The organism is Bradyrhizobium sp. BR 10261 (genome assembly GCF_019455395.1).
GTDB classification, from domain to species: Bacteria; Pseudomonadota; Alphaproteobacteria; order Rhizobiales; family Xanthobacteraceae; genus Bradyrhizobium; species Bradyrhizobium manausense.
In genome coordinates this window covers 246,797-271,457 of the sequence record NZ_JACOFQ010000001.1, presented here as the reverse complement: position 1 = coordinate 271,457, position 24,661 = coordinate 246,797, and the positions used below count along the sequence as shown (strand labels likewise).

Annotated in this window: 22 protein-coding genes; 8 read left to right on the top strand and 14 right to left on the bottom strand. The window is 64.8% G+C overall.

Annotated elements, in window-relative coordinates; genetic code table 11:
• Positions 1–94 precede the first annotated feature (94 nt).
• Together HYH07_RS01295 and HYH07_RS01290 are read left to right on the top strand one after the other, a co-directional pair.
• Entirely contained in the window at positions 95–1,561 is a 1,467-nt protein-coding gene (locus HYH07_RS01295) for a sensor histidine kinase (protein WP_220000890.1), read from the top strand.
• 2 nt (positions 1,562–1,563) lie between these two features.
• Positions 1,564–2,697, top strand: coding sequence for a mandelate racemase/muconate lactonizing enzyme family protein (locus HYH07_RS01290; RefSeq protein WP_220000889.1), 1,134 nt, complete (start codon positions 1,564–1,566; stop codon positions 2,695–2,697).
• A 46-nt stretch (positions 2,698–2,743) separates the two neighbouring features.
• Here HYH07_RS01290 and HYH07_RS01285 read toward each other — a convergent pair whose 3' ends face one another.
• Both HYH07_RS01285 and HYH07_RS01280 read right to left on the bottom strand, forming a co-directional pair.
• A complete protein-coding gene (locus tag HYH07_RS01285; protein WP_220000738.1) occupies positions 2,744–3,475 on the bottom strand; it encodes a cytochrome c biogenesis CcdA family protein in 732 nt (243 codons plus the stop codon).
• Between the two features lie 208 nt (positions 3,476–3,683).
• A complete protein-coding gene (locus HYH07_RS01280; RefSeq protein ID WP_220000737.1) occupies positions 3,684–3,950 on the bottom strand; it encodes a hypothetical protein in 267 nt (88 codons plus the stop codon).
• A gap of 470 nt (positions 3,951–4,420) precedes the next feature.
• Between HYH07_RS01280 and HYH07_RS01275 the strand changes: the two genes are divergently transcribed.
• The 5 genes from HYH07_RS01275 to HYH07_RS01255 all read left to right on the top strand — a co-directional run bounded on the left by HYH07_RS01275 (position 4,421) and on the right by HYH07_RS01255 (position 9,141).
• A complete protein-coding gene (locus tag HYH07_RS01275; RefSeq protein WP_220000736.1) occupies positions 4,421–5,470 on the top strand; it encodes a LysR family transcriptional regulator in 1,050 nt (349 codons plus the stop codon).
• 29 nt (positions 5,471–5,499) lie between these two features.
• The gene (locus HYH07_RS01270; RefSeq protein ID WP_020608151.1) at positions 5,500–5,871 is read left to right on the top strand and encodes a helix-turn-helix domain-containing protein; all 372 of its coding nucleotides are present in this window, start codon (positions 5,500–5,502) and stop codon (positions 5,869–5,871) included.
• A gap of 405 nt (positions 5,872–6,276) precedes the next feature.
• Positions 6,277–7,641 (top strand): murein L,D-transpeptidase, encoded by a 1,365-nt coding sequence (locus HYH07_RS01265; protein ID WP_220000735.1) that lies wholly within the window; start codon positions 6,277–6,279, stop codon positions 7,639–7,641.
• Between the two features lie 109 nt (positions 7,642–7,750).
• A complete protein-coding gene (locus tag HYH07_RS01260) occupies positions 7,751–8,566 on the top strand; it encodes an enoyl-CoA hydratase (protein WP_220000734.1) in 816 nt (271 codons plus the stop codon).
• A 299-nt stretch (positions 8,567–8,865) separates the two neighbouring features.
• A complete protein-coding gene (locus HYH07_RS01255; RefSeq protein ID WP_220000733.1) occupies positions 8,866–9,141 on the top strand; it encodes a hypothetical protein in 276 nt (91 codons plus the stop codon).
• Positions 9,142–9,183: 42 nt separating this feature from the next.
• Here HYH07_RS01255 and HYH07_RS01250 read toward each other — a convergent pair whose 3' ends face one another.
• The 8 genes from HYH07_RS01250 to HYH07_RS01215 all read right to left on the bottom strand — a co-directional run bounded on the left by HYH07_RS01250 (position 9,184) and on the right by HYH07_RS01215 (position 18,186).
• Entirely contained in the window at positions 9,184–10,263 is a 1,080-nt protein-coding gene (locus tag HYH07_RS01250) for an isocitrate/isopropylmalate dehydrogenase family protein (protein ID WP_220000732.1), read from the bottom strand.
• Positions 10,264–10,393: 130 nt separating this feature from the next.
• Positions 10,394–11,461 (bottom strand): alcohol dehydrogenase, encoded by a 1,068-nt coding sequence (locus HYH07_RS01245; protein WP_220000731.1) that lies wholly within the window; start codon positions 11,459–11,461, stop codon positions 10,394–10,396.
• Positions 11,462–11,540: 79 nt separating this feature from the next.
• Complete coding sequence (locus HYH07_RS01240; protein ID WP_220000730.1) at positions 11,541–12,512, bottom strand: ABC transporter ATP-binding protein; 972 nt, start codon at positions 12,510–12,512, stop codon at positions 11,541–11,543.
• A complete protein-coding gene (locus HYH07_RS01235; RefSeq protein WP_220000729.1) occupies positions 12,509–13,501 on the bottom strand; it encodes an ABC transporter ATP-binding protein in 993 nt (330 codons plus the stop codon). Before HYH07_RS01235 ends, HYH07_RS01240 begins: the two co-directional genes overlap by 4 nt.
• The gene (locus HYH07_RS01230) at positions 13,498–14,370 is read right to left on the bottom strand and encodes an ABC transporter permease (RefSeq protein WP_220000728.1); all 873 of its coding nucleotides are present in this window, start codon (positions 14,368–14,370) and stop codon (positions 13,498–13,500) included. The genes HYH07_RS01235 and HYH07_RS01230 overlap by 4 nt, the downstream gene beginning before the upstream one ends.
• Positions 14,357–15,307 carry an ABC transporter permease gene (locus HYH07_RS01225; RefSeq protein ID WP_220000727.1) on the bottom strand — a complete coding sequence of 317 codons (951 nt, stop codon included), beginning with the start codon at positions 15,305–15,307 and terminating at the stop codon, positions 14,357–14,359. Before HYH07_RS01225 ends, HYH07_RS01230 begins: the two co-directional genes overlap by 14 nt.
• A 7-nt stretch (positions 15,308–15,314) precedes the next feature.
• Entirely contained in the window at positions 15,315–16,859 is a 1,545-nt protein-coding gene (locus HYH07_RS01220; protein ID WP_220000726.1) for an ABC transporter substrate-binding protein, read from the bottom strand.
• 130 nt (positions 16,860–16,989) lie between these two features.
• Entirely contained in the window at positions 16,990–18,186 is a 1,197-nt protein-coding gene (locus tag HYH07_RS01215) for a CaiB/BaiF CoA-transferase family protein (protein ID WP_220000725.1), read from the bottom strand.
• 202 nt (positions 18,187–18,388) lie between these two features.
• Between HYH07_RS01215 and glgA the strand changes: the two genes are divergently transcribed.
• On the top strand, positions 18,389–19,804 hold the full coding sequence (gene glgA / locus HYH07_RS01210) for a glycogen synthase GlgA (RefSeq protein WP_220000724.1): 1,416 nt from the start codon (positions 18,389–18,391) through the stop codon (positions 19,802–19,804).
• Positions 19,805–20,007: 203 nt separating this feature from the next.
• On the opposite strand, the gene HYH07_RS01205 is transcribed toward glgA, so the two are convergent.
• The 4 genes from HYH07_RS01205 to HYH07_RS01190 all read right to left on the bottom strand — a co-directional run bounded on the left by HYH07_RS01205 (position 20,008) and on the right by HYH07_RS01190 (position 24,658).
• The gene (locus tag HYH07_RS01205; RefSeq protein WP_220000723.1) at positions 20,008–20,958 is read right to left on the bottom strand and encodes an oxygenase MpaB family protein; all 951 of its coding nucleotides are present in this window, start codon (positions 20,956–20,958) and stop codon (positions 20,008–20,010) included.
• Between the two features lie 68 nt (positions 20,959–21,026).
• Positions 21,027–22,169: a patatin-like phospholipase family protein gene (locus HYH07_RS01200; RefSeq protein WP_220000722.1), complete on the bottom strand. Its 1,143-nt coding sequence runs from the start codon at positions 22,167–22,169 to the stop codon at positions 21,027–21,029.
• Positions 22,170–22,298: 129 nt separating this feature from the next.
• A complete protein-coding gene (ccoS, locus tag HYH07_RS01195; RefSeq protein ID WP_220000721.1) occupies positions 22,299–22,469 on the bottom strand; it encodes a cbb3-type cytochrome oxidase assembly protein CcoS in 171 nt (56 codons plus the stop codon).
• A complete protein-coding gene (locus tag HYH07_RS01190) occupies positions 22,469–24,658 on the bottom strand; it encodes a cation-translocating P-type ATPase (protein ID WP_220000720.1) in 2,190 nt (729 codons plus the stop codon). Before HYH07_RS01190 ends, ccoS begins: the two co-directional genes overlap by 1 nt.
• Positions 24,659–24,661 lie beyond the last annotated feature (3 nt).

Genomic DNA, 24,661 nt, shown 5'->3' with positions numbered 1-24,661 from the left:
ATCATAATCCGGCGCTTAAGCGCCGGAATCGGGACGCCCGCGTTTGTCAAAGCTCACCCTGCCGGTCCGGCTCGCTCTCCTGGTCACGGGGACGATGTTGCCGCTCATCGTCTTCGCGGTCGGCATCGCGTTCTACAATTACAAGCAGGACCGCAGCGACGCGACCCGCCGTGTGCTGGAGAACGTACGCAGCATGCGCCTGGTGCTGGACTCCGAGGTGCAGCGGATGACCGGCGGATTGCAGGTGCTGGCGCTCACCGACTCGCTCCGCAACGACGACTTTGTCAATTTTCGCAGTATCGCGCTCGGCTTCCTCGAACAATATGGCAAGAGCGGCCTCGTACTGATCTCCGACAGCAAGGGACGCATCCTGTTTTCCTCCACGACGGAAGACACTGCGAGCCTGCCGCAACGCGGCAATATGGCGATCGTGGAGAGATTGTTCGCGATCAAGGCGCCGCAATATTCCGATTTGTTCAATGGCGTCTACAATCATCGTCAGGTTGTCACCGTCGAGGTTCCGGTGTTTCGCGACGGCGAAGTCGTCTACGACCTCTGCTTCAGCCCGCCCATCGGCATCTTCCAGACTCTCGTCGAGAAGCAGCGGCCCAACACGGAGTGGACGGTGTCTCTGCTCGACACCACTGGCACAGTGTTCGCCCGAGTACCCAACCCTGGCGAAACCTTCGGCAAGCGCGCCGCGCCATCGCTCTACGCCGATATTTTTCGCAGCGACGAGGCTGCGCTCTCATCGGTGTCACTCGACGGTGTTGCCCTCGCCTCCGCCTATACGCGATCGCATCTGACCGGGTGGACGGTCGCCGCCGGGGTCCCCGAAAGCTCGCTGATCGCACCGCTCTGGCGCAACATCGCAGTCACGAGCCTGATCGGCGGCGTGCTGCTGCTGATCGGCCTCACCTTCGCCGTCAGGATGGCGACCACGATCGCGCGCGGCGAGATGCTGCACAATCTCTTGGTCGAGGAGCTCAACCATCGCGTCAAGAACACCTTGGCCTTGATGCAGGCGATCGCGGTGCAGACTTTTCGCAGCGCCAGCCGCGACGAGCGGACCAAGTTCGAGGGGCGTCTCAGTGCGCTCGCTGAAGCGCACAATCTTCTCAGCCAGGAGAAATGGGCGGGCTCGGAGCTGCGGGACGTGATCGCGCGTGCGCTCCAGCCGTTCCTGCTGGCAAATCCCGACCGCATCCGCATGTCAGGGCCGGCGGTGCCGCTTTCGCCGCGGCTCGCGGTGGTGCTGTCGATGATCGTGCACGAGATCGCGACCAACGCCGCGAAATACGGCGCGCTTTCCAACGAGACGGGCAGGGTCACGCTGGATTGGGAGGTCATCGCCGATATACCGAAGCCGCGGCTCCGGCTGATCTGGACCGAGACCGGCGGCCCCCCGGTGACGGAGCCGGTGCGGCGCGGCTTCGGCTCACGCCTGATCGAGCGCAGCGCCCGCGACCAGCTCGGCGGCGAGGCAACGGTGGACTTCCTGCCGCGCGGCGTGGTCTGCACGGTGACATGCGTGCTGGACGAGACAAGGGGAACGGGATGACGATGAAGATCACTGGGATTCGGACGCACATCCTCGAAGCAAGACTGTCCCAGCCCTTCGCCTATTCGCGCGCCTGGTACGACACGCGCACCGCCATGCTGGTCGAGGTCGAGACGGACACCGGCCTGACCGGCTGGGGCGAGTGCTACGGTCCTGCGCGGATGACTGCGGCCGTCGTGCAGGGCGTCGCGCCGTGGCTGGTCGGTGAGGATCCGCTGCGAACCGACGTGCTGTGGCAGATGATCTATGCACGCCTGCGCGATCACGGCCAGAAGGGCGTGGTTATCCAGGGATTGAGTGGCATCGACATCGCGCTGTGGGACATCAAGGGCAAGCATTTTGGCGTACCGGCCTCTCAATTGCTCGGAGGCGCCGCGCGCAAGCAGGTGCAGGCCTACGCGACCGGGCTCTACCGGCGCAGATCAGGCGATCCCCTCAAATATCTGCCGGAGGAAGCAGCCAGCTATGTCGCGGAAGGCTTTCGCGCCGTAAAGCTCAAGGTCGGCTTCGGCATCGAGGAAGACGCTGCAGTCACGCACGCCGTGCGCGAGGCGATTGGCGGCGAAGTCGCTCTGATGGTCGATGCGAACCACGCCTATGATGCCGTCGCCGCGATCCGGCTCGGACGGCTGATCGAGCGTCACGACATCTCCTGGTTCGAGGAGCCGGTGCCGCCGGAGGACGTCGCTGGCTATCGCGCGGTGAGGTCCGCGCTCTCCATTCCCATCGCCGGCGGCGAATGCGAGTTCACGCGCTTCGGCTTCCGCGACCTCTTTGCCTCGCATGCCCTCGACATCGCCCAGCCCGACACTTGCGCGGCCGGGGGACTCACCGAATGCAAGAAGATCGCCGACATGAGCGAAGCGTTCAGCGTCCGCTACAACCCGCATGTCTGGGGCACCGGAATCGCGATCGCCGCCTCGCTGCAGCTCCTCGCGGTGCTGCCCCCGCACACGCCAACTTCGCTGGCGCCGCTCGAGCCAATGCTCGAATTCGACCGCACCGAGCATCCGATCCGTCAGGCGATCCTGAAACAGCCGATCGAGCACCGTAGCGGCATCGTTCGCGTGCCTGAAGGTCCCGGACTCGGCATCGAGGTCGACCGCGAGGCGATGGCGCGGTTTGCCGTGAATTAGAACTGGACCCGCAACGCCGCGTGCAAACCTTCTGATTTGCCCAGTTCTACCCGATGGTCTGCAGCACCGGGAACGTCTCCAGCAGCCAGATGCTGACATTGGAGACCGCGCCGGTGAGGAAGCCGATGCCGGTGATGACCATCAGCACGCCCATGGCGCGCTCGACATTGACGAGGTGGCCTTTCATCCGCGCGAACAGCGTGGAGAACTGCTCGATCATCAGCGCGGCGATCAGGAAGGGGATGCCGAGGCCCGCGGAATAGACCGCGAGCAGACCCGCGCCCTTCGTCACCGTCGCCTCGGCCGCCGCGATTGAGAGGATCGCGGCGAGGATCGGGCCGATGCACGGCGTCCAGCCGAACGCGAAGGCGAGTCCCATGATATAGGCGCCCCAGAGTCCGACGGGCTTTGGGATCGGGAGCCGGCCTTCGCGCATCAAGAGGCCGATCCGCGTCAGCCCGAGGAAGTGCAGACCCATGATGATGATAACGATGCCGGCAAGGATCGACAATTCCGCCGACCAGGCGCGGATCAGCCCGCCGATCAGCGAGGCGCTGGCGCCGAGCGCCACGAACACCGTGGAGAAGCCGAGCACGAACAGCAGCGCCGCCATCATGATGGCGCGCTTGGACGCCGTGTCAGGCTCGCCGCTCTCGACGTGCTCGATCGTGGCGCCGGTGAGATAGATCAGATAGGGCGGGACCAGGGGCAGCACGCAGGGCGAAAGGAAGCTGACGAGACCGGCGATCATCGCCGCGGGAATCGAAACATTTTGCATGATGCAGTCGGAGCCATCCCGGGCCCTCGGGCCGGGCGCGGGGACTGCGCACGTGACTTGGGCCGAACCGGCTCTGGTGTAGCCGATGCCGGGGAATGCGCAACAGAGGCGCGATCAAACCAGGGCTCCTCCCGATGCCGTCTGTGATCACAGGTGCGGCATCGGGACGCGCACAATTCTCGCCAAAAAGCGAGATTCGGCGGCGCGGCTACTTCACCACGCGGAGCAGCGGACGCCGGGGCTGGTCCTGCGTCTGCTTGGAGGAGGGTGGCGGCGCGCTGGCGGCGCTCCGCAGCATTTCGTCGCACAGGGCCTTGAGATCGGCGCTGTCGATTCCTTTGAGCTTCATCCTGACATCGAGGATGACGATCGAGAGCAGCTCAGCCGACTCACGGCTGTTGCTCTCGTTGAGAACCTTGCGGCACTCCTCGAGCGTCTCGAGCACCGACTGCAATTGTTCGTCTGTATGCGACACCGGCGTTCTTTCCGTTATTTCAGGCTGGAGACGTGCTTGAAGTGATGCCCTCGGCGCCCCAAGCGACCGAAGGATAGCACGAGGGATCCGAGCCCTCGAATACGAATTCAATGTGTTTCTGCGTCGAAACTGCGGTTCCGGAGGGCATTGCTTCGCGGCGCAAGTCGGAACGGTCGAGGATGAAACGCTTGGCCAAGTGTGATCGATCCATGTCCCGGGAACGCGCGTCATTCCCTACGCCGTCCTGAGATCCACATGGACCCGGCAATCCCGCAGCCACGTCAAGGCTCGCAACGGAACGCACAACTACCCCTCTTCCGAGCAACAATTTGCCCGATTCCCAGCGCTAGCAACACTCCAATACCACATCAGGCGCGGTAAGTATGCCGTTCAAAACTCGCCATTCCCCAACCCGTCGTGGTTGTGGTTTGCGCTAGATTCTGCCAGTTTAGCGGTCCGAAGGGACTTGTATGCACTCCTTGGCGGAAAGGGGCGTTCTCCTGGAGGAACGCCTAAAAACAAATTTCAGCGGCCTCTCCGATTGGGACGCGGCCCGCATATTTCTGGAAGTCGTTCGATGCGGCAGTTTCCGCTCGGCGGCCGAACGCCTGTCTCTGTCGATCAACGCTGTCCGCCGCCGAATCGATGATTTTGAGCGCCAGACCGGCACGACCCTGTTCACCCGCGACGTCCACGGCACCCATCTCACTGACGAAGGCGCGATGGTGGTGTCTGCCGTCGAGCGCATGGAGGCGGCGGCCTTCGACGTGCTGCGCACCAGCGATTCCACCGCCAACGCCCTCACCGGCGAGGTCCGCGTCGCCGTGACGGAAGGGTTGGGAACGTTCTGGCTCGCTCCGCGCCTGGTCGAATTCCAGCAGGCCTATCCGAAAGTCCTGGTCGATTTGCATTGCGCGATGCGGTCGGCCGACGTCTCCCGCCACGAGGCCGACGTCGCCATCCATCTGTCCCGGCCCTCGGCCCTCGACGTCAAGCTGGTGCGGCTCGGCCGCATGCATCTGATGTTCTGGGCTTCGGAAAAGTACCTTGAGAAATACGGCACGCCGCGCTCGGCCCACGAATTGATCAAGCACCGCCTGGTGCTGCAATTCGCCGACCAGCTCGCCGCCAAGGAAACCTTTGAAAGCTTCTTCCCGGGCGTTCAGGAACGTGACCTCCTGGTCATGAAGACAAACGTCTCAAGCGCCAACTACTGGGCGGTCGCGAACGGCGCCGGCATCGGCGTCTTCCCGAGCTATGCCATTGCTCTCGGCGGGAAGTTGATTCCACTGGAGGTCGAATTGAACCGGCCGCTGGATATCTGGTTGTCCTACCATCCCGGTAGCGGCCGGATTCCCCGCGTGCGGCACATGATTGACTGGCTGATCGAGGCTTTCAATCCGGCTCGCTTCCCGTGGTTTAAGGAAGAATTCGTGCACCCGCATGAATTCAAGGACTCGTATATGGGCGAACCCCTGACCCAGCTCTTCGGGGGATTTTCAACCGAAGAACAAAGGTGAAAACCAAAATGAAAGCAGCGGCGAAGAGAATGAAGCAGCGCAGTGCCGGCAAGCCGGACATCGAGCTTGGCAAGCGGATCCGCTTGCGGCGCGTCGAGATGAAGATCTCGCAGGCTGAGCTCGGCGAAAAGCTTGGCGTGAGCTTCCAGCAGGTCCAGAAATACGAGAAGGGCGTCAATCGCGTCGGCGCGGCTCGGCTTCAGCAGATCGCCTCCGCTCTCGACGTGCCCGTGACCTTCTTCTATGACGGCGACAACAAGGCCCGCGAAGTCGAAAGCCTCCTGTTCCTGGACTCGGCTTTCAGCCTCCGCCTGCTGCGCGCCTACAGCAAGATCAAGGATCAGACGGTGCAGCGTCAGCTCGTCTCGCTGATGGAATCGATCGCAGCGAACGAAAGCTGAGCCGATCTGCGGTCCGGCCACCATGGCCGATGTTCAATCCGCCACGTCACGGGACGTGGCCGGATTGGATTGGACTGACGGACCCGATCTCACGGATCGGATTTGGCCTGCGCGTGATCTGCGCGCGGTCACGGCTTCCGGGCGGTCTTGCCGCCCTTTTTCTTTGGCCATTGCTCCGCCATTCGGCGTTGATTTTGCGAACCCATTCCTGCTCTGCAGCGACCAATCGAGAGCCTTCGCACTGGGAGGCGCGGGGTTTTTAATCCGCTGTGCTTAACGGGGCCTCAACCCTGACGACCTAGATTGCCGCCGATTTCAACGAATCGGCGCACACGGCACGGCGGCCGGGAATTGCTGATGCGAGCGTCCGTTGCGGGCCTCGTCCTCATGGGGAAGACCAGACAGATGTCGAAACGCCTTGCCGTGATCATTGCCACGAATCTGTTCGCGACGGGCCTGCTCGCCAGCGCGTCCGCGTTGGCGCAGACCGAGACCACGGGCCAGGCCGGTCCCAGACCCGCCGCCCCATCCGGGACAGTACCGGCAACCGCCAACCCGGCTCACGCCGCCGCGCCCAAAACCGCAGTCGCGGCCCCGGCGTCGACCGCCGAGAGCCGCTCCGCCGCTGCGCTCGCGCTGACGCATGAGCCGACCTATGACGAGGGCACCGCCCAGCGGATCAAGGACGCGGCGTTGAGCTATTCCGATCTCGCTGTGCGCGGCGGCTGGCCTACGATTCCCGCGGACGCCAAGTTCGTGCTTGGCGTCCAGGGCACCAATGACGAGCTCCTGCGCAAGCGCCTGATCCTTTCCGGTGACCTCGCGGCCGACAAGGCGAGCGGCGCCTTCGACCAGGATCTGGCCGATGCCGTGAAACGCTTCCAGGCCCGACACGGTGTTGCGCCGACCGGCACGATGACGCCGCGCACGCTTGCGGCGATGAACGTGTCCGTGCAAAAGCGCATCCGCCAGCTCGAGGCCTCGCTCGAGCGGCTGGAGAACACGAACTTCTCCTTCGGCCAACGCTACGTCGTGGTCAACATCCCCGCCGCCTTCGCCGAAGCGGTCGAGAACGATGTCGTGGTGCGGCGCTATCGCGTCATCGTCGGTAAGACCGAAAAACCCTCGCCGACGCTGACGGCCCAGATCACGGGCGTGGTGCTCAACCCGACCTGGACGGTGCCCTCCTCGATCGCCAAGACCGAGATCTCAGCGCATATGCGCAAGGACTCGACCTATCTGTCGCGCATGCACATGGAGGTGCTCGACGCCCACGACAATCCGATCGATCCGCATTCGGTCGACTGGTCGGGCACGCACACTCCGAACTTCACCGTGCGGCAGCAGAACGGCAGCTTCAATGCGCTCGGCGCGGTGAAGATCGACATGCCGAACTCCTATTCGGTCTATATGCACGACACCAACCAGCGCAATCTGTTCAGCGACGACTACCGTTTTGATTCCCACGGTTGCTCCCGCGTCGACAATGTTCGCGATCTCGCCGCCTGGCTGCTCAAGGACCAGCCGAAATGGACGCGCGCGGCGATCGACGCCGAGATCGCCACCGGTCAGCATCAGGAGGTCGCCATGGCCAAGAAGGTGCCGGTGGCCTGGATCTATCTCACGGCGTGGATGACCAAGGACCAGACCATCCAGTTCCGCAACGACGTCTATAACCAGGACGAGCAGTTGCTCGAGGCGACCGCGGAAGAAGCTGCGTTCTTCAGCAATGCCGGCAACCATCCGCTGACCGCGCATATGGCGCAGTAGGCATGCAATCGCGGTACGGGCGGATGCAGAGCCGCATCCCTGGCCGCGGTTGACCCAGGCCTCGGCCTGACAGCACATTGCGCCTCACCCAACGACAAGCGAGCGCGCGATGCCTGATCTGTCCCAAGAGACTCCCTACGCCGACGGCAAGATCCTCAAGCGGGTCACCGACGGCGTCGGAATCATCACCTTCAACAATCCCAACAAGCGCAACGCGATGTCGCTGGAGATGTGGGAGGGATTTGGCGAAGCGCTGACGTCCTTGCGCGACGACGAGGCGGTGCGCGTCGTGATCCTGCGCGGCGCCGGCGGCAAGGCGTTCGTCTCGGGCGCCGACATCAGCCAGTTCGAGAAGGTCAGGCACAACGCGGCCGCGTCCGAGGAATACGGCAAGCGCAGCGCGGCCCAGCGCGCGCTGCTCGCCGATTTCCCCAAGCCGACGATTGCCTGCATCCAGGGCTTCTGCCTCGGCGGCGGCATGCAGGTCGCGATGCTGGCCGACATCCGCATCGCCGCGCATGACAGCCAGTTCGGTATTCCCGCGGCGAAGCTCGGCATCGCCTATGGCTATGACGGGTTGAAGCATTTGGTGTCGCTGGTCGGCCCGTCCTGGGCGCGGCTGTTGATGTATTCGGGCATGCGCATCGATTCCGGCGAAGCGCTGCGCATTGGCCTCGTCGAACGCGTGATCCCGGACGACCAGCTCTGGGGCGAGACCATGGCCATTGCACTGACGATTTCGCAGAACGCGCCGCTTGCGATCAAGGCCGCCAAGATCACCATCGCAGAGGTGCTGAAGGACGAAAGCGCGCGCGACATGGGCGCCATCAAGGCGATCGGCACCGCCTGCATGGATAGCGCCGATTTCCGCGAGGGCCGACAGGCCTTCATGGAGAAGCGCAAGCCGCAGTTCAGGGGAAAGTGACTCCTCCGTCGCTGTGAGCTCACATCTCTCGCCACCGTCATTGCGAGGAGCTCTTGCGACGAAGCAATCCAGAATCTTCCGCAGTGGGATTCTGGATTGCTTCGCGGAGCCTGTCATCGGGCCGCGCTTCGCGCGGACCCGGTGGCTCGCAATGACGAGGTGGAGAGACCAAGCACACCAGGAACTCTCACCTAAGCTGAACCTTCATTCACCAAGATTAAATTCCTCACTTCCCCGCATCGCGATAGCAACCAATTGATCCGCCGCAGGTTCTCCCGCCACCAACGAGGGAGATCGCGATGAAACTCAAACTTGCCGTTCTTGGTCTGGCTGCGCTCGGCAGCGCGGCGCTGGCGTCGGGACAAGCGCTGGCGGCGATGCCGAACGGCATTCCCCAAGCTGATCAGGTCGCCGGCGGTCCGGCCGCCCAGGTCGACCAGGTGCGGATGGTCTGCAACGCCTGGGGCCGCTGCTGGTGGCGCCCGAACTATTATAGCGCCTACGGTTACTATGGCCCGCGCCCGTTCTACGGACGTCCCTGGGGCTGGCGGCACCGCTACTGGCATCGCTGGTAGATGACGAAGGGGCCGCAAGGCCCCTTTTTTTGGGTGCGCTCGCTACAGCGCCCCGAGCACCGCCCTGGTGATATCGGCCGTGCCGTTGCTGCCGCCGAACTCCATCGGCTTGAGCCCGCCGGCATAAACCTGGTCCACCGCCCGCTCGATTTGTTCGCCGGCTTCCGCGACGCCTTCGAGGCCGTGCTTGTCGGCGAGCCAGTCCAGCATCATCGCGGCCGACAGGATCATGCCGGTGGGATTGGCCCTGCCCTGCCCCATGATATCAGGCGCGGTCCCGTGACACGGCTGGAACACGGCGTATTTGTCGCCGATGTCGGCGGACGGCGCCATGCCAAGGCCGCCGATCAGGCTTGCAGTGATGTCGGAGACGATGTCGCCGAACATGTTCTCCATCACCATCACGTCGAAATCCCAGGGACGCTTGACCAGCATCGCCGAACAGGCATCGACATAGAGATGATCCGTCTTCACATCGGGATGACGCTGGGCGGCTTCGTCAAAGATCCGGCGGAAGAAGGCAAACGCCTTGAACACATTCGCCTTGTCGACGCACGCAAGCGACCCCGGCTTGCCGCGCGCCTTGCGCCGCTCGGCGAGCCGGAACGAGAATTCGAACAACCGCTCCGAGGTCTTGCGCGTGATGACCAGCGTCTCGCGCGCGTCCTCATGGGTGACGATGCCCTTGCCCATCGAGGCGAACAGGCCTTCGGTGGATTCGCGGATCACGACGAGATCGATGCCGCGTCTGTCGGCGCCGACGATCGGGCTCGGCACGCCCGGAATGAGACGCGCCGGGCGCACGCCGGCATAGAGATCGAAGATGAAACGCAGCTCGATCTGCGGCGCGATCTCGGTATTGTCAGGATAGCGCACCGACGGCAGCCCGCAGGCCCCGAGCAGGATGGCGTCCGCCTCCTCGCACAGCTTGATGGTCGAGTCCGGCATCGACTTGCCGGTGGCGAGATAGTTGTTGGCGCCGGCAGCCGCCTCGGTAAAGCGGAAGCGCAAGCCTGACCTGGTCTCGATCTTGCGCAGCACCTCGAGCGCGGGCGCCATGACTTCGGGACCAATGCCGTCACCGGCAAGCACGGCAATGTGGAAGGCGTTGTTTGCGGACATTCGAGGGGCCTCAAGGAACGAGCTAGCCAAGTCGTCATTGCGAGCGAAGCGAAGCAATCCAGAGCTACATCTGCGGAGATAGTCTGGATTGCTTCGCTTCGCTCGCAATGACGGGGGAGAGAGCGTCGAACTACGGCGTGAGCACCGTGCGTCCGACCACCGCGCCCTGCTGCAACTGCAACAGCGCATCGTTGGCTTTGCTCAACGGAGCTGTCGTCACCGGGATCGGCGGGATCTTCCTGGCGCGGACGAGATCGAGCAGCTCCTGCGTTTCGCGCAGGTTTCCGACATAGCTGCCCTGGATCGTCACCGCCTTGATCGGGATCAGCGGCAGGGCCCAGGTCGCGCCGCCGCCGAACAGGCCGACGATGACGAGCTTGCCGCCCTTGGTGAGGCAATCGAAGCCAAGCTGCGTCGTGGCAGAGTTGCCGACGAGATCAATCACGGCGCGGATCGGACCGCCCGCTTTCTTCGCCAGTTGTTCCAGCGCATCCGGGGCCTTTGGATCGACCGTGGCGAGCGCGCCGGCCTTCTCGGCGGCCTCGCGCTTCCTGGCATCGATGTCGACCATGATCGCCCCCTTCCCGCCCATCGCCTTGAGCAGCGACAGCGCCATCAACCCGAGGCCGCCGGCGCCGAACATCACGATCGGCGTGTCAAAATGCTGCTCGACCTTCTTCAGCGCACTGTAGGTGGTGACACCCGAGCAGGCATAGGGCGCAGTGGTCGCGGGATCGAGCCCTTTCAGGTTGAGCAGGTAGCGCGGATGCGGCACCAGCATGTGGTCGGAATAGCCGCCGTCGCAATAGACGCCGAGCGAGCGCGGCGTCAGGCACATGTTTTCATCACCGGCAAGACACGTCGCACACTTGCCGCAACCGATCCAGGGATAGACCAGGCCGACGTCGCCGAGCTTGAGGTCGCCCTGATCGGTCGGCTTCACATCGGGGCCGAACGCCAGGACTTCACCGACGGTCTCGTGGCCCATGGTCAGCGGCAGATTGATGCCGCGGTCTTTCAGCGACAGCGGCTTGCGGCCGTGACCGAGATCGTAGCCGCCTTCCCAGATGTGGAGATCGCTGTGGCAGACCCCGGCAGCCTTCACCTTGATCAGCACCTGCGTGCCCGCCGGCTGCGGCGTCGCCTCGTCGAACTCCCGCAGCGGCGCCTTGAAATCGGCGACCTTGAAACTCTTCATGGCGTCCTCCCGGCATGCTTGTTGTCGCGCCACCATGCCATGGGCGGCGGGGCGAGACAAACCCGGCGGGGGTCTTAAGTCAGGCCAGCGGATGATGACAAGCCGCGAACTGGCCGGATGCGACCTCGCGCAGCTCCGGTATCTCCGCGCTGCATCGCAGGTCTGCTCGCGGGCATCGCGTGCGGAAACGGCAGCCGGATGGCGGCGCGATCGGCGATGGCGGCTCGCCGGTCGCCACGCTTTCGGCGGGACGAACATCCGGATCAGGCACCGGGATCGCCTGCAGCAGCAGCGCGGTGTAGGGATGCACGGGTCGTGCAAACAATTGCTCCGACGGGGCGACCTCGCAGAGCCGGCCGAGATACATCACCGCGACGCGATCGCTGACGGCTTTGACCACGGCAAGATCATGCGCGATGAACAGCAGCGTCAGGCCGAAGCGCGCCTTCGTCTCTTCCAGCAGATTGAGGATCTGCGCGCGGATGGAGACGTCGAGCGCCGAGACCGGCTCGTCGCAGACGACGAATTCCGGATTGAGCACCAGCGCCCGCGCGATGCAGATGCGCTGGCACTGACCACCTGAGAATTCATGCGGCAGGCGGTTCGCCACAAGATCGGGATCAAGCCCGACCGCGGAGAGCACCTCCTGCACGCGCCGTTTGCGCTCGGCAGCGTCCTTGACCCCGGCAATGATCAGCGGCTCGGCGACGATGTCGCCAATGCGGCGGCGCGGATTGAGCGAGGCGATCGGGTCCTGGAAGATCAGCTGCACGCGGCGACGCATTTTTCGCAGCGCCTCGCCTTCCATCGCCGTCAGGTCTTCGCCGTCGAACAGCACGCGGCCGGATTTGGCACGGCGCAATTGCAGCACTGCGCGCCCCAGCGTCGACTTGCCGCAGCCGGATTCCCCGACCAGCCCCAACGTCTCGCCGCGCGCGACGTGCAGGCTGACACCGGAGACGGCATGCACGATCTTGTTGCCAAGACCGTATTCGACAACGAGATCGTCGACGTTCAGGAGCGGCTGATCGCGAACGGCCAGTTGCATCATGCACCCACCCCTTCCGTCATCTGGATCGGATGGAAGCAGGCATAGAGATGCTCTGATATCTCCGCGCTTTTCAGCTCGGGCTTGGCCTCACGGCAACGCCCGGTCGCATAGGGGCACCGCGGCGCGAAGGAGCAACCCTTGAGCGGTCGCGTCGGATCGGGCGGGCGGCCGGAGATGGCCGGCAGCGGCGTGTGCGGCGCGGTCTCCAGCTTCGGGATCGCCGCCAGCAGTGCCTCGGTGTAGGGCATGTGCATGCGCTTGAACAAGGCCAGCGTCGGTGCGCGCTCCACCACCCTGCCCGCATACATCACCGCGACCTCATCGGCGCGGCCGGCGACGACGCCGAGATCGTGGGTGATGATGATCATGGCCATATGGCGTCGCCGCTGCTCGCGCGCCAGCAGATCGAGAATTTGCGCTTGGATGGTGACGTCGAGCGCCGTGGTCGGCTCGTCCGCAATCAGCAATCTAGGCTCGCAGGACAGCGCGATCGCAATGGCAATACGCTGGCGCATGCCGCCGGAGCATTGATGCGGATATTGCGCCAGCCGCTGCTCCGGCGCGGGAATCCCGACGGCCGCGAGCAGCTCGACGCTGCGCTTGCGCGCCGCGGGCGCATCGAGCTCGAGATGCGCCTGGATCGTCTCCATCAACTGCGTGCCGATCGTGAGCACCGGATTGAGCGAGGTCATGGGATCCTGGAACACGACCGCGAGCTCGCGCGCGCGCAGGCGCCGCAGGCTTTCAGGCGCGAGCCGGACCAGATCGTGGCCGTCGAACATCACGCGCCCGGAGAGTTTTGCCTTCTTCGGCAGCAGCTGGAGCACCGCGCGCGAGAGCATGGTCTTGCCGCAGCCGGATTCGCCGACGATGCCAAGCGTACGGCCCGCCTCCAGCGACAGATCGACGCGATCCACCGCGCGCAAATTGCCGCGCGGCGTCGGCAGCTCGACGGCGACATCCTCGATGGTCAGGAGCGGCATACTCACAGCGCTCCCTGACGCGGGTCTGTCAGCGCCCGCATGGTGTCACCGACGAGGTTGAAGGCCAGCACGGTCAGGAACAGCCCGGCTGCCGGCAGGAAGGCCAGCCGCGGCGCGACGTCGAGACTGTCGCGCCCCTCGCCGATCATGCTGCCCCAGCTCGCCATCGGGGGCGGCACGCCAAGCCCGAGGAAGGACAGCGCGCCCTCGACCACGATGGTGACGGCGACGCCGAGCAGGAAGAAGGCCAGCAGCGGCAGGATCACGTTCGGCAAGAGCTCACGCAGCAGGATGCGCGCGTGGCTGGCGCCCAGCGCCTCAGCCGCGATCACGAACTCGCGCCGCGCCAGCGACAGCGTCGCCGCGCGCGCCACCCGCATGAAGGCGGGAACACCGAGCACGCCAAGGATCACGGTCAGATTGGGAATGGACTGGCCGAGATAGGCCGTCACCGCGAGGGCAAAGATCAGCGGCGGAAAGGCCAGAAGCACATCCATGCTGCCGACCACCAGTGTCTCGAACCGGCCGCGGAAATAGCCGGCGAGAAGGCCCAGCGCGCCGCCGATGCCAAGACCGATCATCGGAGCGATCAGCCCGACCGTCAGTGACACGCGCGCGCCAAAGATCAGCCGGGCAAGCTCGTCGCGGCCAAGGCCGTCGGTGCCGAGCCAATGCTCGCCGGAAAACGCGGCGCGGCGCTCCAGCATGTCCATGTCGACAGGGTTCTGCAGCGGCAGCACCGGCGCCAGGATAGCCAGTGTCAGGATGATCGCGAGCCAGCCGCTCGCGATCCAGAACAACAGGCCTGGCTTGCGCCCGCGGCGGACCGGCTCGGATGCAATCTCGTCCTGGATTGACAGCTCAAGCGTGGCCATGGCGGATCCTCGGATCGAGCACGGCGTAGAGCATGTCGACGATGAAGTTCACGATGACGAAGCCGCAGGCCACCAGCAGCACCACGCCCTGGAGGATGACGAGGTCGCGGGTGTAGATCGCGCCGACCAGCAGCCGGCCGATGCCCGGCAGTGCGAAGATCGACTCAACGATCAGCGTGCCGCCGAGCAGGCGGCCGATATTGATGCCGGTGACCGTCACCAGCGTCAACGACGACGGTTTCAGCGCGTGCACGAACAGGATGCGCGAAGGCTTCAGGCCCTTGGCTTTGGCCAGCGCAATATAGTCCTCCTGCAAGGTTGCGATCATGTCGGAGCGCAGCACGCGCATGATCCCCGGCCATTCCGCCAGCGCCAGCGTCAGGGCCGGCAGCACGAAGAAGCGCAGATTGGCCAGCGGATCCTCGGTAAACGGCACATAGCCGGTCGCCGGCAGCCAATGCAGCTCGACCGCGAACAGGTAGATCAGCAGGATCGCGACCAGAAAGGACGGCATCGACAGCATCGCAAAGGCGCTCCCGGTCATGAAGCGGTCGAATGCGCCGCCCGCGCGCGCGGCACAGGCGATGGCGACAGGAACGCCGATCAGGAGGCCGATGAGCTCGGCCATCAGCATCAGCTCGAGCGAGACCGGGATGCGCTCGCTGACCGCCTGCAGCACCGTCTGCCCGGTGCGGAACGAGCGACCGAGATCGCCTTGAAGCACGTGACCGAGCCAGCTCAGGTAACGCCACCACAGCGGCTGGTCGAGCCCCATGTCATGGCGCAGCGCCGCGACCTTCTCGGGCGTCGCCTGATCGCCCAGGATGACATAGGCGAGATCGCCCGGCAGCAACGAGGCGATCAGGAAGGTGAGCAGCGAGACGGCAAGCAGGACCGGCACAATGTACAAGAAGCGGCGCGCAACGAAGCCGACCATGCGCGGGCTATTCCTTCCAGACGCGGGACACGTCGATCATCCCGCTGTACATCTTGGGCAGCCCTTTGATGTTGGCGCTCGACACCGCGTAATAGGTGTTCTGGAAGGTCCAGAACCAGATCGCTTCCTTGTTGATCACACGCGTGGCCGCACAATAATCCTCGATGCGCTTGTCGATCTCGGCGGTCACACGCGCGTGCTCGAGCAGCTTGTCCAGCTCCGGATTCGAATAATTTGCCAGTGCGACCGGGCTGCCGGTGTGGAAGTTGGCGAACATCTGCGGATCGGGATCGGCGAGGTCGACGATGCGCCAGGGGAGAAGCTGGAATTGCCGCATGAAGCCGCGCGGGGGAATGGTCGCCTGGTCGACCTGGTCGAGCTCCATGCTGGCGCCGACATTCTTCCAGAATTGCTGCAACACCTGTCCGATGATGCGGCCGCGCGGGGTGGCCGTGACCACCATCTTGAATTCGACCGGCTTGCCATACTCCTGGATCAGGGCCTTTGCCTTTGCGACGTCAAGCGGCAACGCGCCGTCATCCTTGCACTTGACCCACGAGCCGTCGCCGTACGGATTTGTCGCGGGCTTGGCGAGCCCGTTCGTGACCGCCTGTGACATCTTCTTGCGGTCGATCGCCATCACCAGCGCCTGCCGCACCCGGACGTCATCGAAGGGCGGTGCCTTCGTATTGAACGCGTAGACCTGAGCGCCCGAGCCCGTATAGCTGTGCACGGTCAGCTTCGGATCCTTCTGAGCCTTCTGAAGATTGTCGGGATCGTATTCGTCATCCCAGATGAGATCGGCCTCGCCCGACTGCAGGCTTGCAAAGCGCGATTGCGCGTCGGGCAGCGGCTTCAGGATGATGCGATCGAGATAAATCTTGTCCTTGTCCCAATAATCGGGATTCCGCTCCAGCACCATGCGATCGCCGGCGGTCCATGACTTCAGAATGTAGGGCCCGGTGCCGACAGGGTTGCGGTTGTAGTCGTCGCCCCTGGTCTTCCAGGCGGTCGGAGAATGCACGGCGGCGTTCTGGTGCGGATAGGACACCAGCGTCGGATAATTCACGGAAGGATCGTTCAGATTGTAAACGACCGTCAGCTCGTCGGGCGCCTGAACGTTGTTGACTGCAGCGATGTAGAATGCGCACCGGCACTTGTTGGCGGGATCTTTCTGCCGGTCGAAATTGGCCTTGTACGCCTCGGCGTTGAACGGCGTGCCATCGTGGAATTTGACGCCGGGGCGCAGCTTGAACGTCCAGGTCTTGAAGTCGTCTGAATGGGTCCAGGACAGCGCAAGCCTGGGCTGCGGCTCGCCTTTGTCGTCGAGATAGGTCAGCGTGTCGAAGATGGCGGCGGCCGGGGTGAGCGCGGCCGCATCGTAGACGCCGACCTTGAGCGGATCGAAGCCGGGAACGTCGAGCTCCAGCCCCACGGTAATGCTGCCACCGGCCTTCTGCGCCTGGGCAGGCTCAACCAATGGAAGGAACGCAAATGCCGTAGCAAGGAAAATCGGCGCGCGCTTGCGCGCCGCGGCAGCGATGTTCGTCATGGTTCCTCCCGGGATCCCTCGTCCGATGTTTCGGATCGTTGAGCGACTCGTGCGAGATTGGCGAGAAATGCTCGCCACGGCAAGAGGAACGGAAGGGGGTTCGATGCCGCTTATATGCGGCGTGACGCGCTCAGCTGATCGCTTCTGTTTTGCCAGACGGAATTGGCGCATCATCGGCGAGGCCAATCTCCCCGCGCAGTTCGCGCGTGTGCTCTCCGAGCGCAGCGATGGTCTTGCCCGGCCTCGTATCGGCGCCCGTCATCCGGAACGGCAGATTGATGACCCTAAACGAGCCGCCGCCATCCTCCACGGATGAAAGCGCCTGCCGGTGCGCCAGTTGCGGATCATCAAGGGCTTCCTTGATGGTGCGATAGGCCGAGGCCGGCACGCCGGCCGCGCTCAAGGCGCCAAGGCACGCATCAGTCGACAGCTGCCGCGACCAGGCCTCGACGCCGTCCATCATGTCGGCCCAGTGCTCGCGCCGTGGGGCGTAAGACGAAAAGCGCGGATCGGAGATCCATTCGGGGCGACCGATCACACCCATCAAGGCCTGAAAGGTCTTCTCGCTCGCGACAGTGATCATGACATAGCCGCTGGCGGTCTCGGTCGGGCCGAACATCGGCCGCGGCGGCGGCTTCACCGCAAATTGCGAGCTCTGCAATTCGATCACCGTCAGCGTGAGCATCGACTCCAGCATGGAGACGTCGATGTGCTGGCCGAGCCCTGTCACGGTGCGCTGATAGAGCGCGGAGGCGATCGCACCAAAACCGTAGGTGCCGGTGACGACGTCGGCATGGTAGATGCCGCAATAGTCCGGCCTGTTGCGGCCGGGCTGGTAGGCAAGATGCGCCATGTCGTAGCCGGAGGCCGCATGGATCACTGGTGCGTAGGCCGGCAGCTCGGCCGACGGACCGGTCTGGCCGTAGCCCGAGATCGAGCAGTAGATCAGCCTGGGATTGACCGGGCGGAGGCTGTCGTAGTCGAGCCGCAGCCGGCGCATCACGCCCGGGCGAAAATTCTCGACCAGGATGTCCGCGGTCGCGACCAGACGCCGCACCGCCTCCCGACCGTCCTCGGACTTGAGGTCGAGCACCACGCTCTTCTTGCCGACATTGAGCTGACCGAACACGGTGCTGAAGCCCTTGCGCAGCGGCGGCCGCGTCCGCATCGTCTCGCCCTCGTCGGTCTCGATCTTGATGACCTCGGCGCCCATGTCGGCCAGCATCCGCGCGCAATGGGGTCCGGCGATCGTGGTCGAAAAATCCAGCACCCTGAGGCCGGCGAAGGCCTTTGTCGTCGTCGCTTCGTGCTTATCTGGTAATTGCATCCGTGCCGCGCCCTCGCCGAGTCCCTAGTCCATTTGGAACTATCGTTGTTCTCTCTTGTTGGTGCGCCGACCCTAGATGGCGGCGGTCGAGTAGGAAAGTCTTTACCGAGCCGGTGCGTCTCACGGGGGGCTGAGAATATCGAGAGGCAACTGGACCCGATCTTGCATAGCAGCAATCGGGCTCGGAAGAGGGCAGCCGTTCTTGAGGGTCTTATTCGTTACGACAGAGATGGACGACTTCGTCCGCGTCGGCGGACTTGGTGCCGTTTCCGCAGCCCTCCCAAGAGCACTCCGCCCCTTCGCCGATATCCGGATCATGCTGCCCGGCTATCGCGACATCATCGAGCAACTCACGCATATTCAGGTCGTTGGACGCTGCCCGGCATTTGCGGAGATGCCGGCCTGCTCGCTTGGACGGGCCGCGACCAAGGACGGAATGCCGGTTTATGTGCTGCTGTGCTCGCAACTCTACGATCGTCCCGGCAACCCTTACGGTGACGAGTCCGGGCGCGACTGGCCCGACAACGACATCCGCTTCGCGCGCTTTGCTTCGGCTGCCGCTGAGCTTGCCATGGGCAAGCTGGACAAGAATTGGGCAGCAGACCTGATCCATGCCAATGACTGGCAGGCCGCGCTCGTACCGGCCTACCTCGCCTGGCAAGGCGCCAAGCTGCCGTCGATCCTGACCATCCACAACCTCGCCTATCAGGGTCTGTTTCCAAAGGAGTCGCTGCGGCGAATCGGCATCCCCGAAAGCTCCTTCCACATCGACGGCGTCGAGTTCTACGACCAGCTCTCCTTCCTCAAGGCAGGCCTGGTCTACGCCTCGCACCTCACCACCGTCAGCGGCACCTATGCGCGCGAGATCACCACGGAGGAATTCGGCTGCGGCCTCGAAGGCCTGCTGCGCGTCCGCTCCGACGCGTCCGAGCTCACCGGCATCCTCAACGGCATCGACGAGAGCTGGGACCCGCGCTCATGCGCCCAGCTCGCCCAACAATTCGGCGCCGGCGACTGGGTCGGCAAGAAAGCCAATGCGGACTACGTGCGCAAGCAGTTTGGCCTCGCGGTCTCGCGCGGACCGATGTTCGGCATCGTCGCGCGCCTCGTGCACCAGAAGGGCATCGACCTCGTGCTGTCGGCCGCCGACGAGATCATCGACGCCGGCGGACAGATCGTGGTCACCGGCTCCGGTGAGCCCGCGCTCGAGCAGGCGCTGATCAACGCGCATCGCCGCCGCCCCGATGCCATCGGCGTTGCCATCGGCTTCAACGAGGCGCAGGCCAGGCGCATCTTCGCCGGCAGCGATTTCACCCTGATGCCGTCACGGTTCGAGCCGTGCGGTCTCAGCCAGATGTACGCCCAGCGCTTCGGCTCGTTGCCGATCGGCCACCAGACCGGCGGCCTTGCCGAGACCATCACCGACGGCGAGACCGGCTTCCTGTTCTCAAGACCGTCGCACGAATCGTTCCTCGGCGGCGTCCGCCGCGCCTTCGAGGCGTTCATGGCCCATGACCAGCTCGACACCATGCGCCGCAGCGCCATGGGCCGGTCGTTCTCGTGGAGCATTTCGGCGGGAAGCTACACCAAGCTGTACAGGAAGCTGGCGGTCGCGTGAGGGCGGCCATTCCACTCTTAGTCCCGTCACCCCCGCGCAACGGCGAAGCCGTTGTCGCTGGAGGCGCTCGCCTCTTCGGCGAGCCTCGAAGGGCGACGGCCCGGCTGCTGCAGCAGGGCCGTGCATCCTTCGAGGCTCCCGGCGCGATGCTTTGGCATCGCGCCACTCGCACCTCAGGATGACGGAATGAAAAGCGGAGCCCCTCACCCCTTCCCGCGCACATCCATCTGCGGCCGCCCGATCCAAAGCCTGTTGAGACCGCGTGTCATCCAGTCGGGCTGTGGCTCGCCGCGCAGGCGCGCCTGCGCTTCGTGGTAAGGGCTGGCATAGCGCAGCCTGTCGGGCAGTTTGGGATAGATGCGCCGGATCCATCGCAGCGCTGTGTCGGCAGACCTTGCGTCCCGCTCGTCAATCGCAAGCCCGAAGCCGGCGCGGAGCCGCTCCGGCAGCATCTTTGCGGTGAGCGCCCGATACCAGCGTGGCGGCCGCAACCAGGGCCGCGCGCCACCAAGGATCTGCGCGGCGATCTCGCGCGCGGCCGGACTGACGGTCAACGTCTCCGATTGCATCATCTTCGCCGTATAAGCCGCAAAGCCGGCCCAGTCCGCCGGCAGATCATCGCCGGTCAGTCCGAACAGTGCGCCATAGGTCCGGCTCTCGGCCCAGTAGCGCTCGCGCTCCTCGACCACAAGCGGCGGCAGGATCAGGTCATGCGCCATCAGCGCCGACCCGACCAGCGTCGCATGAACCCAGCGCAGCGACGGGATGTCGTTGGCGCAGTAGCGCGACCCGGCCGCGAACGGGCCGACGGACTCGGGCATCTCGCCGACGATCATGGTGTGGCGCCGGTGCAGTTGCCGGGCCGACAGCAGCGCCCGGTCGAGCGAGCCGAACACCATGGCAAAGACGACGTCGAAAGTGCGGTGAAAGCGGCCGACCGGATCGACAAGGGTCGTCGAGTGCTCGGCAATGGCGGCCGCGACCCAGGGATGGGCGAGCTGAAGCAGCAGCGCGCGGCCGGCACCGAGAAAGACGGCGGCTTCGCGGTCGATCCGCCAGGTCACTGAGCCAGGGCCGAACACGCCGGCCACGGGTCCCGCCGCGTCGAGGCGGACCTTATCGAGAGCGGATTCCAGATCATTCTCGGATACCAATGCTGGACCTTTCGATTCCGGACCTCTGACGATCCGCAAGGCCTGTGGCAATTCGATGAAGCGAACCGCTACTCCGCCGCCAGCGGCATCTCGTCGATATGCTCGTGCAGCACGACGCCCGACAACGGATCGAACTCGCCGATCCACGGCGCACGCGCCAGCACCGACCTCGTATGCGCATAGCCGGCGTCCCAACGCTGCTTGATGCCGGACGGGCTGAAGTCGATGTCCTTGGTATGGGTCTCGCGCGCGAGCTGCGGCGCCAGCAGCCGCACGACATGCATGCGCGTCGAGCAGCCGTAGGCGATCAACTCCCTCACCGCGGGATCATCGCGCTCGCCCTCGGGCAATCGCGCCGCAAGCTGGTTGATGACGTGGCGCAGGCGATGGGCCTGTTGCTGGCGCTCGATCTGGCTCGTGATCCGGCTGGCATATTGCACGTCCTTGTGCCGGGTCAGGACCTCTCTCATCGTCGTCGGTTCGGCGCCGACGGGATTCCACAGATGCACGGAGAAGATCAGCGAATCCCGGCGCGGATTGTCGTCGAACACGGCTTCCGTCGGCGAGTTCGAAAGAATGCCGCCGTCCCAATAAAGCTCGCCGTCAATACGCACCGCCGGGAAGGCCGGCGGCAGCGCGCCCGAGGCCATCACGTGCTTCACGGTCAGCTGGCAGTCGCGCGTGTCGAAATAGCGCATCTGGCTGCTGCCGACATGTGCAGCACCAACCGTGAGGCGCGGCGCGCCGCAATTGGCGCGGCCGAAATCGACGAGCTCGACCAGCGTGCGCTGCAGCGGCGCTGTCGAATAATAGCCGGCGCGGTCGGCGCCGAGCGGGAAGGACTCGCCGGCATGCGCCAGCGGATTGGGCTGGAAGAAGCCGGCAATGCCGTGGGCAAGTGTCGACCAATAGGCAAGCGCGTCATCGAAGCCGGGAACGCCTGTTGGTAGAGGCCAGACCGGCTTCTGCTCCATCCGCTTCCAGAATTCCTTCAGGCGCGCGAGCCTGACTTCCGGCGCATTGCCGGCGATCAGGCTGGCATTGATGGCGCCGATCGAGGTGCCGATCACCCAGTCCGGCTCGATGCCCGCCTCGTGCAGGGCCTGGTAGACACCCGCCTGATAGGCGCCGAGCGCGCCGCCGCCTTGCAGCACCAGCACGATCTGTCCCGGCAGGCCGCTCGGCCTGCACACCCCGGCATTTCCCTGCATGCCCGCCACACTCCTGCTCCGGAAGAGCCTTACGCAAAATCCTCCGTCATTGTTACGCCCGACGACCATCGGCCGTCCAGCAACCATTGTCCGGGAGGGAGTGCAGAAGCTTACGGAGCCAAGGATGCGTTAACGCTTTGCCGGCGGTTTTTGGGGCGGCGGCTCGTCATCCGCAATCGCCCGCCAGGCGGCGCCGTCAAGATCGTCATACTGGCCGCTGCGGAGCGACCAGAGGAAGGCGGCAAGGCCGGCACCTCCAAGCATCAGCGCCAGGGGCACCAGGATGACCAGGATCTCCATCACAGGATCTCCCGCGAGGCGCTGCGGGCTCGCAGCGAGTTCAGCATGACCAGGATCGAGGATCCGCTCATGGCGGCCGCGGCAATCAAGGGCGTCACCACGCCGCTGATCGCGACCGGCACGGCCAGCACATTATAGCCGATCGCAAGCCAGAGGTTTTGCCGCATCAGATGCAGCGCCTTGCGCGCGGAATCGATCGCCGCGACGACCGGGGCCAGCGGCCGGCCGAGGAAGACGAGATCGGCAGTGGCCTGGCTCAGATGTGCCGCCGAAATCGGCGACATCGAGACATGGGCTGCCGCCAGCGACGGCGCATCGTTCATGCCGTCGCCAACCATCAGGACCTTGCTGCCGCGCCGCTTCAGCTCCTCAATCCGCGCGATCTTGTCGGCGGGCGTGACGCCGGCGCGCCATTCGGCGATGCCGAGCGCGTGGGCTGCCGCAATCACCGCGGGCTCGCGGTCGCCGGAGAGGATCTCGACGCCGATGTTGCGATCCTTCAGCGCGGCGATGACGGCCTGCGCATCCGGCCGCAGGCCTTGCCGCACCGAGAGGATGAATTTCTCGTCACCCTTGCAGAAAGCCACGATAGACGCTTCAGGATCGAGCGTGGCGCGACCGACCAGCGCCTCGGCACCGCAGAAGGAGGGACGGCCAAGGCGGAACTCGACACCGTCCACTACAGCACGGACGCCCTGCCCGGCTTCCTCGACCGCGCCCACGATCGGCGACTTTGCATCCGCAGCCTGCGCAACCGCGGCAGCGACCGGGTGATGGCTCGACAGCGCGAGCCGGCCGGCGAGCGCAAAACTGTCGGGGGGAATGTCAGCCGCATTGGTCACATCGAGATCCGGCAGCGTCAGCGTGCCTGTTTTGTCGAAGATGACGTGATCCGCCTCGGCAAGACGCTCGATGGCGTCGCCGGAATTGAGCAGCACGCCGGCCTTGAACATCGCACCCGAGGCCACCGTCTGCACGGTCGGAATCGCCAGCCCCAGCGCACAGGGACAGGTGATGATCAGCACCGCAACGCCAGTTACGATGGCATCGTGCCAGCTCGCCCCCGCGATGACCCAGCCCAGAATGGTGATCAGCGCCGTCGCATGCACCACCGGCGCATAGAGACGCGAGGCACGGTCGGCGAGCCGCATGTAGCGCGAGCGCGCGGCAAGCGCGTTGTCGAGCAGCCGGGTGATCTCGGCGAGCAGCGTTGCTTCCGACGCAGCGGAAACCTGCACCCGCAAGCTGCCGGAGACGTTCATGGAGCCGGCATAAACAGGCGTGCCGTGCTCGGCCGTGACATAGAGCGTCTCGCCGGTGATCAGGCTCTGGTCGATCTCGGAGCGTCCCTCGATCACGGTACCGTCGACGGCGCAGCGCTCGCCGGGCCGCAAGAGCACGATGTCGCCGGGATGGATCGCCGCAACCGGTACCTGCGAGATCTCATCGGGCCCGACGAATTTTGCCGCCGTCTCCGCCTTGAGCGCGGCGAGATTGCCGGCGACCGCGCGGGTCCGCCGCCGCATGTTCTGGTCGAGGAAGCGGCCGACCAGAAGGAAGGTCAGCAGCATGATCGCCGCGTCGAAATAGGCGTGCTCGGCGTGATTGACGGTCTCGACCACGGACATGCCGAGCGCAAGGCACACGCCGATCGAGATCGGCACGTCCATATTGGTGGTCTTGTTCGACAGCGCCCGCCATGCCGAGCGGAAGAACGGCTGGCCGGCATAGGCCGCGGCCGGCAGCGCGATCAGCGCCGACAGCCAGTGAAAGAAGTCGCGCTGCTCGGGCAGCATGTCCGAGACGTTGCCCGACCACACCGGGATCGACAGCATCATCACGTTCATGGTGGCAAAGGCGGCAACGCCGAGACAACGCAGCAGGAAGCGCGATTCCGCCACTTCAGTCGCTTCCGCGCTCTCGGTCTCGTAAGGATAGGCCTTGTAGCCGAGCTCCTCGAGCCGGTCGATGAAACGGGCGGGATCGAGCGTGCCCTCCTTCCATTCCAGCGCGACGCGCCGGTCGGTGAGGTTCACCCGCGCCAGCGTAACGTCCGGAATCGCAGACAGGCCGCGTTCGATCTTGGCCATGCAGCCGGCGCAGTGAACGCCCTCGACTGCGAGGTCGATGTGCTGGAGGCCCGCGCCCGCGGTGCGGACGTAGTGGGAGAAATCGCGTGTCACCTGCATGGC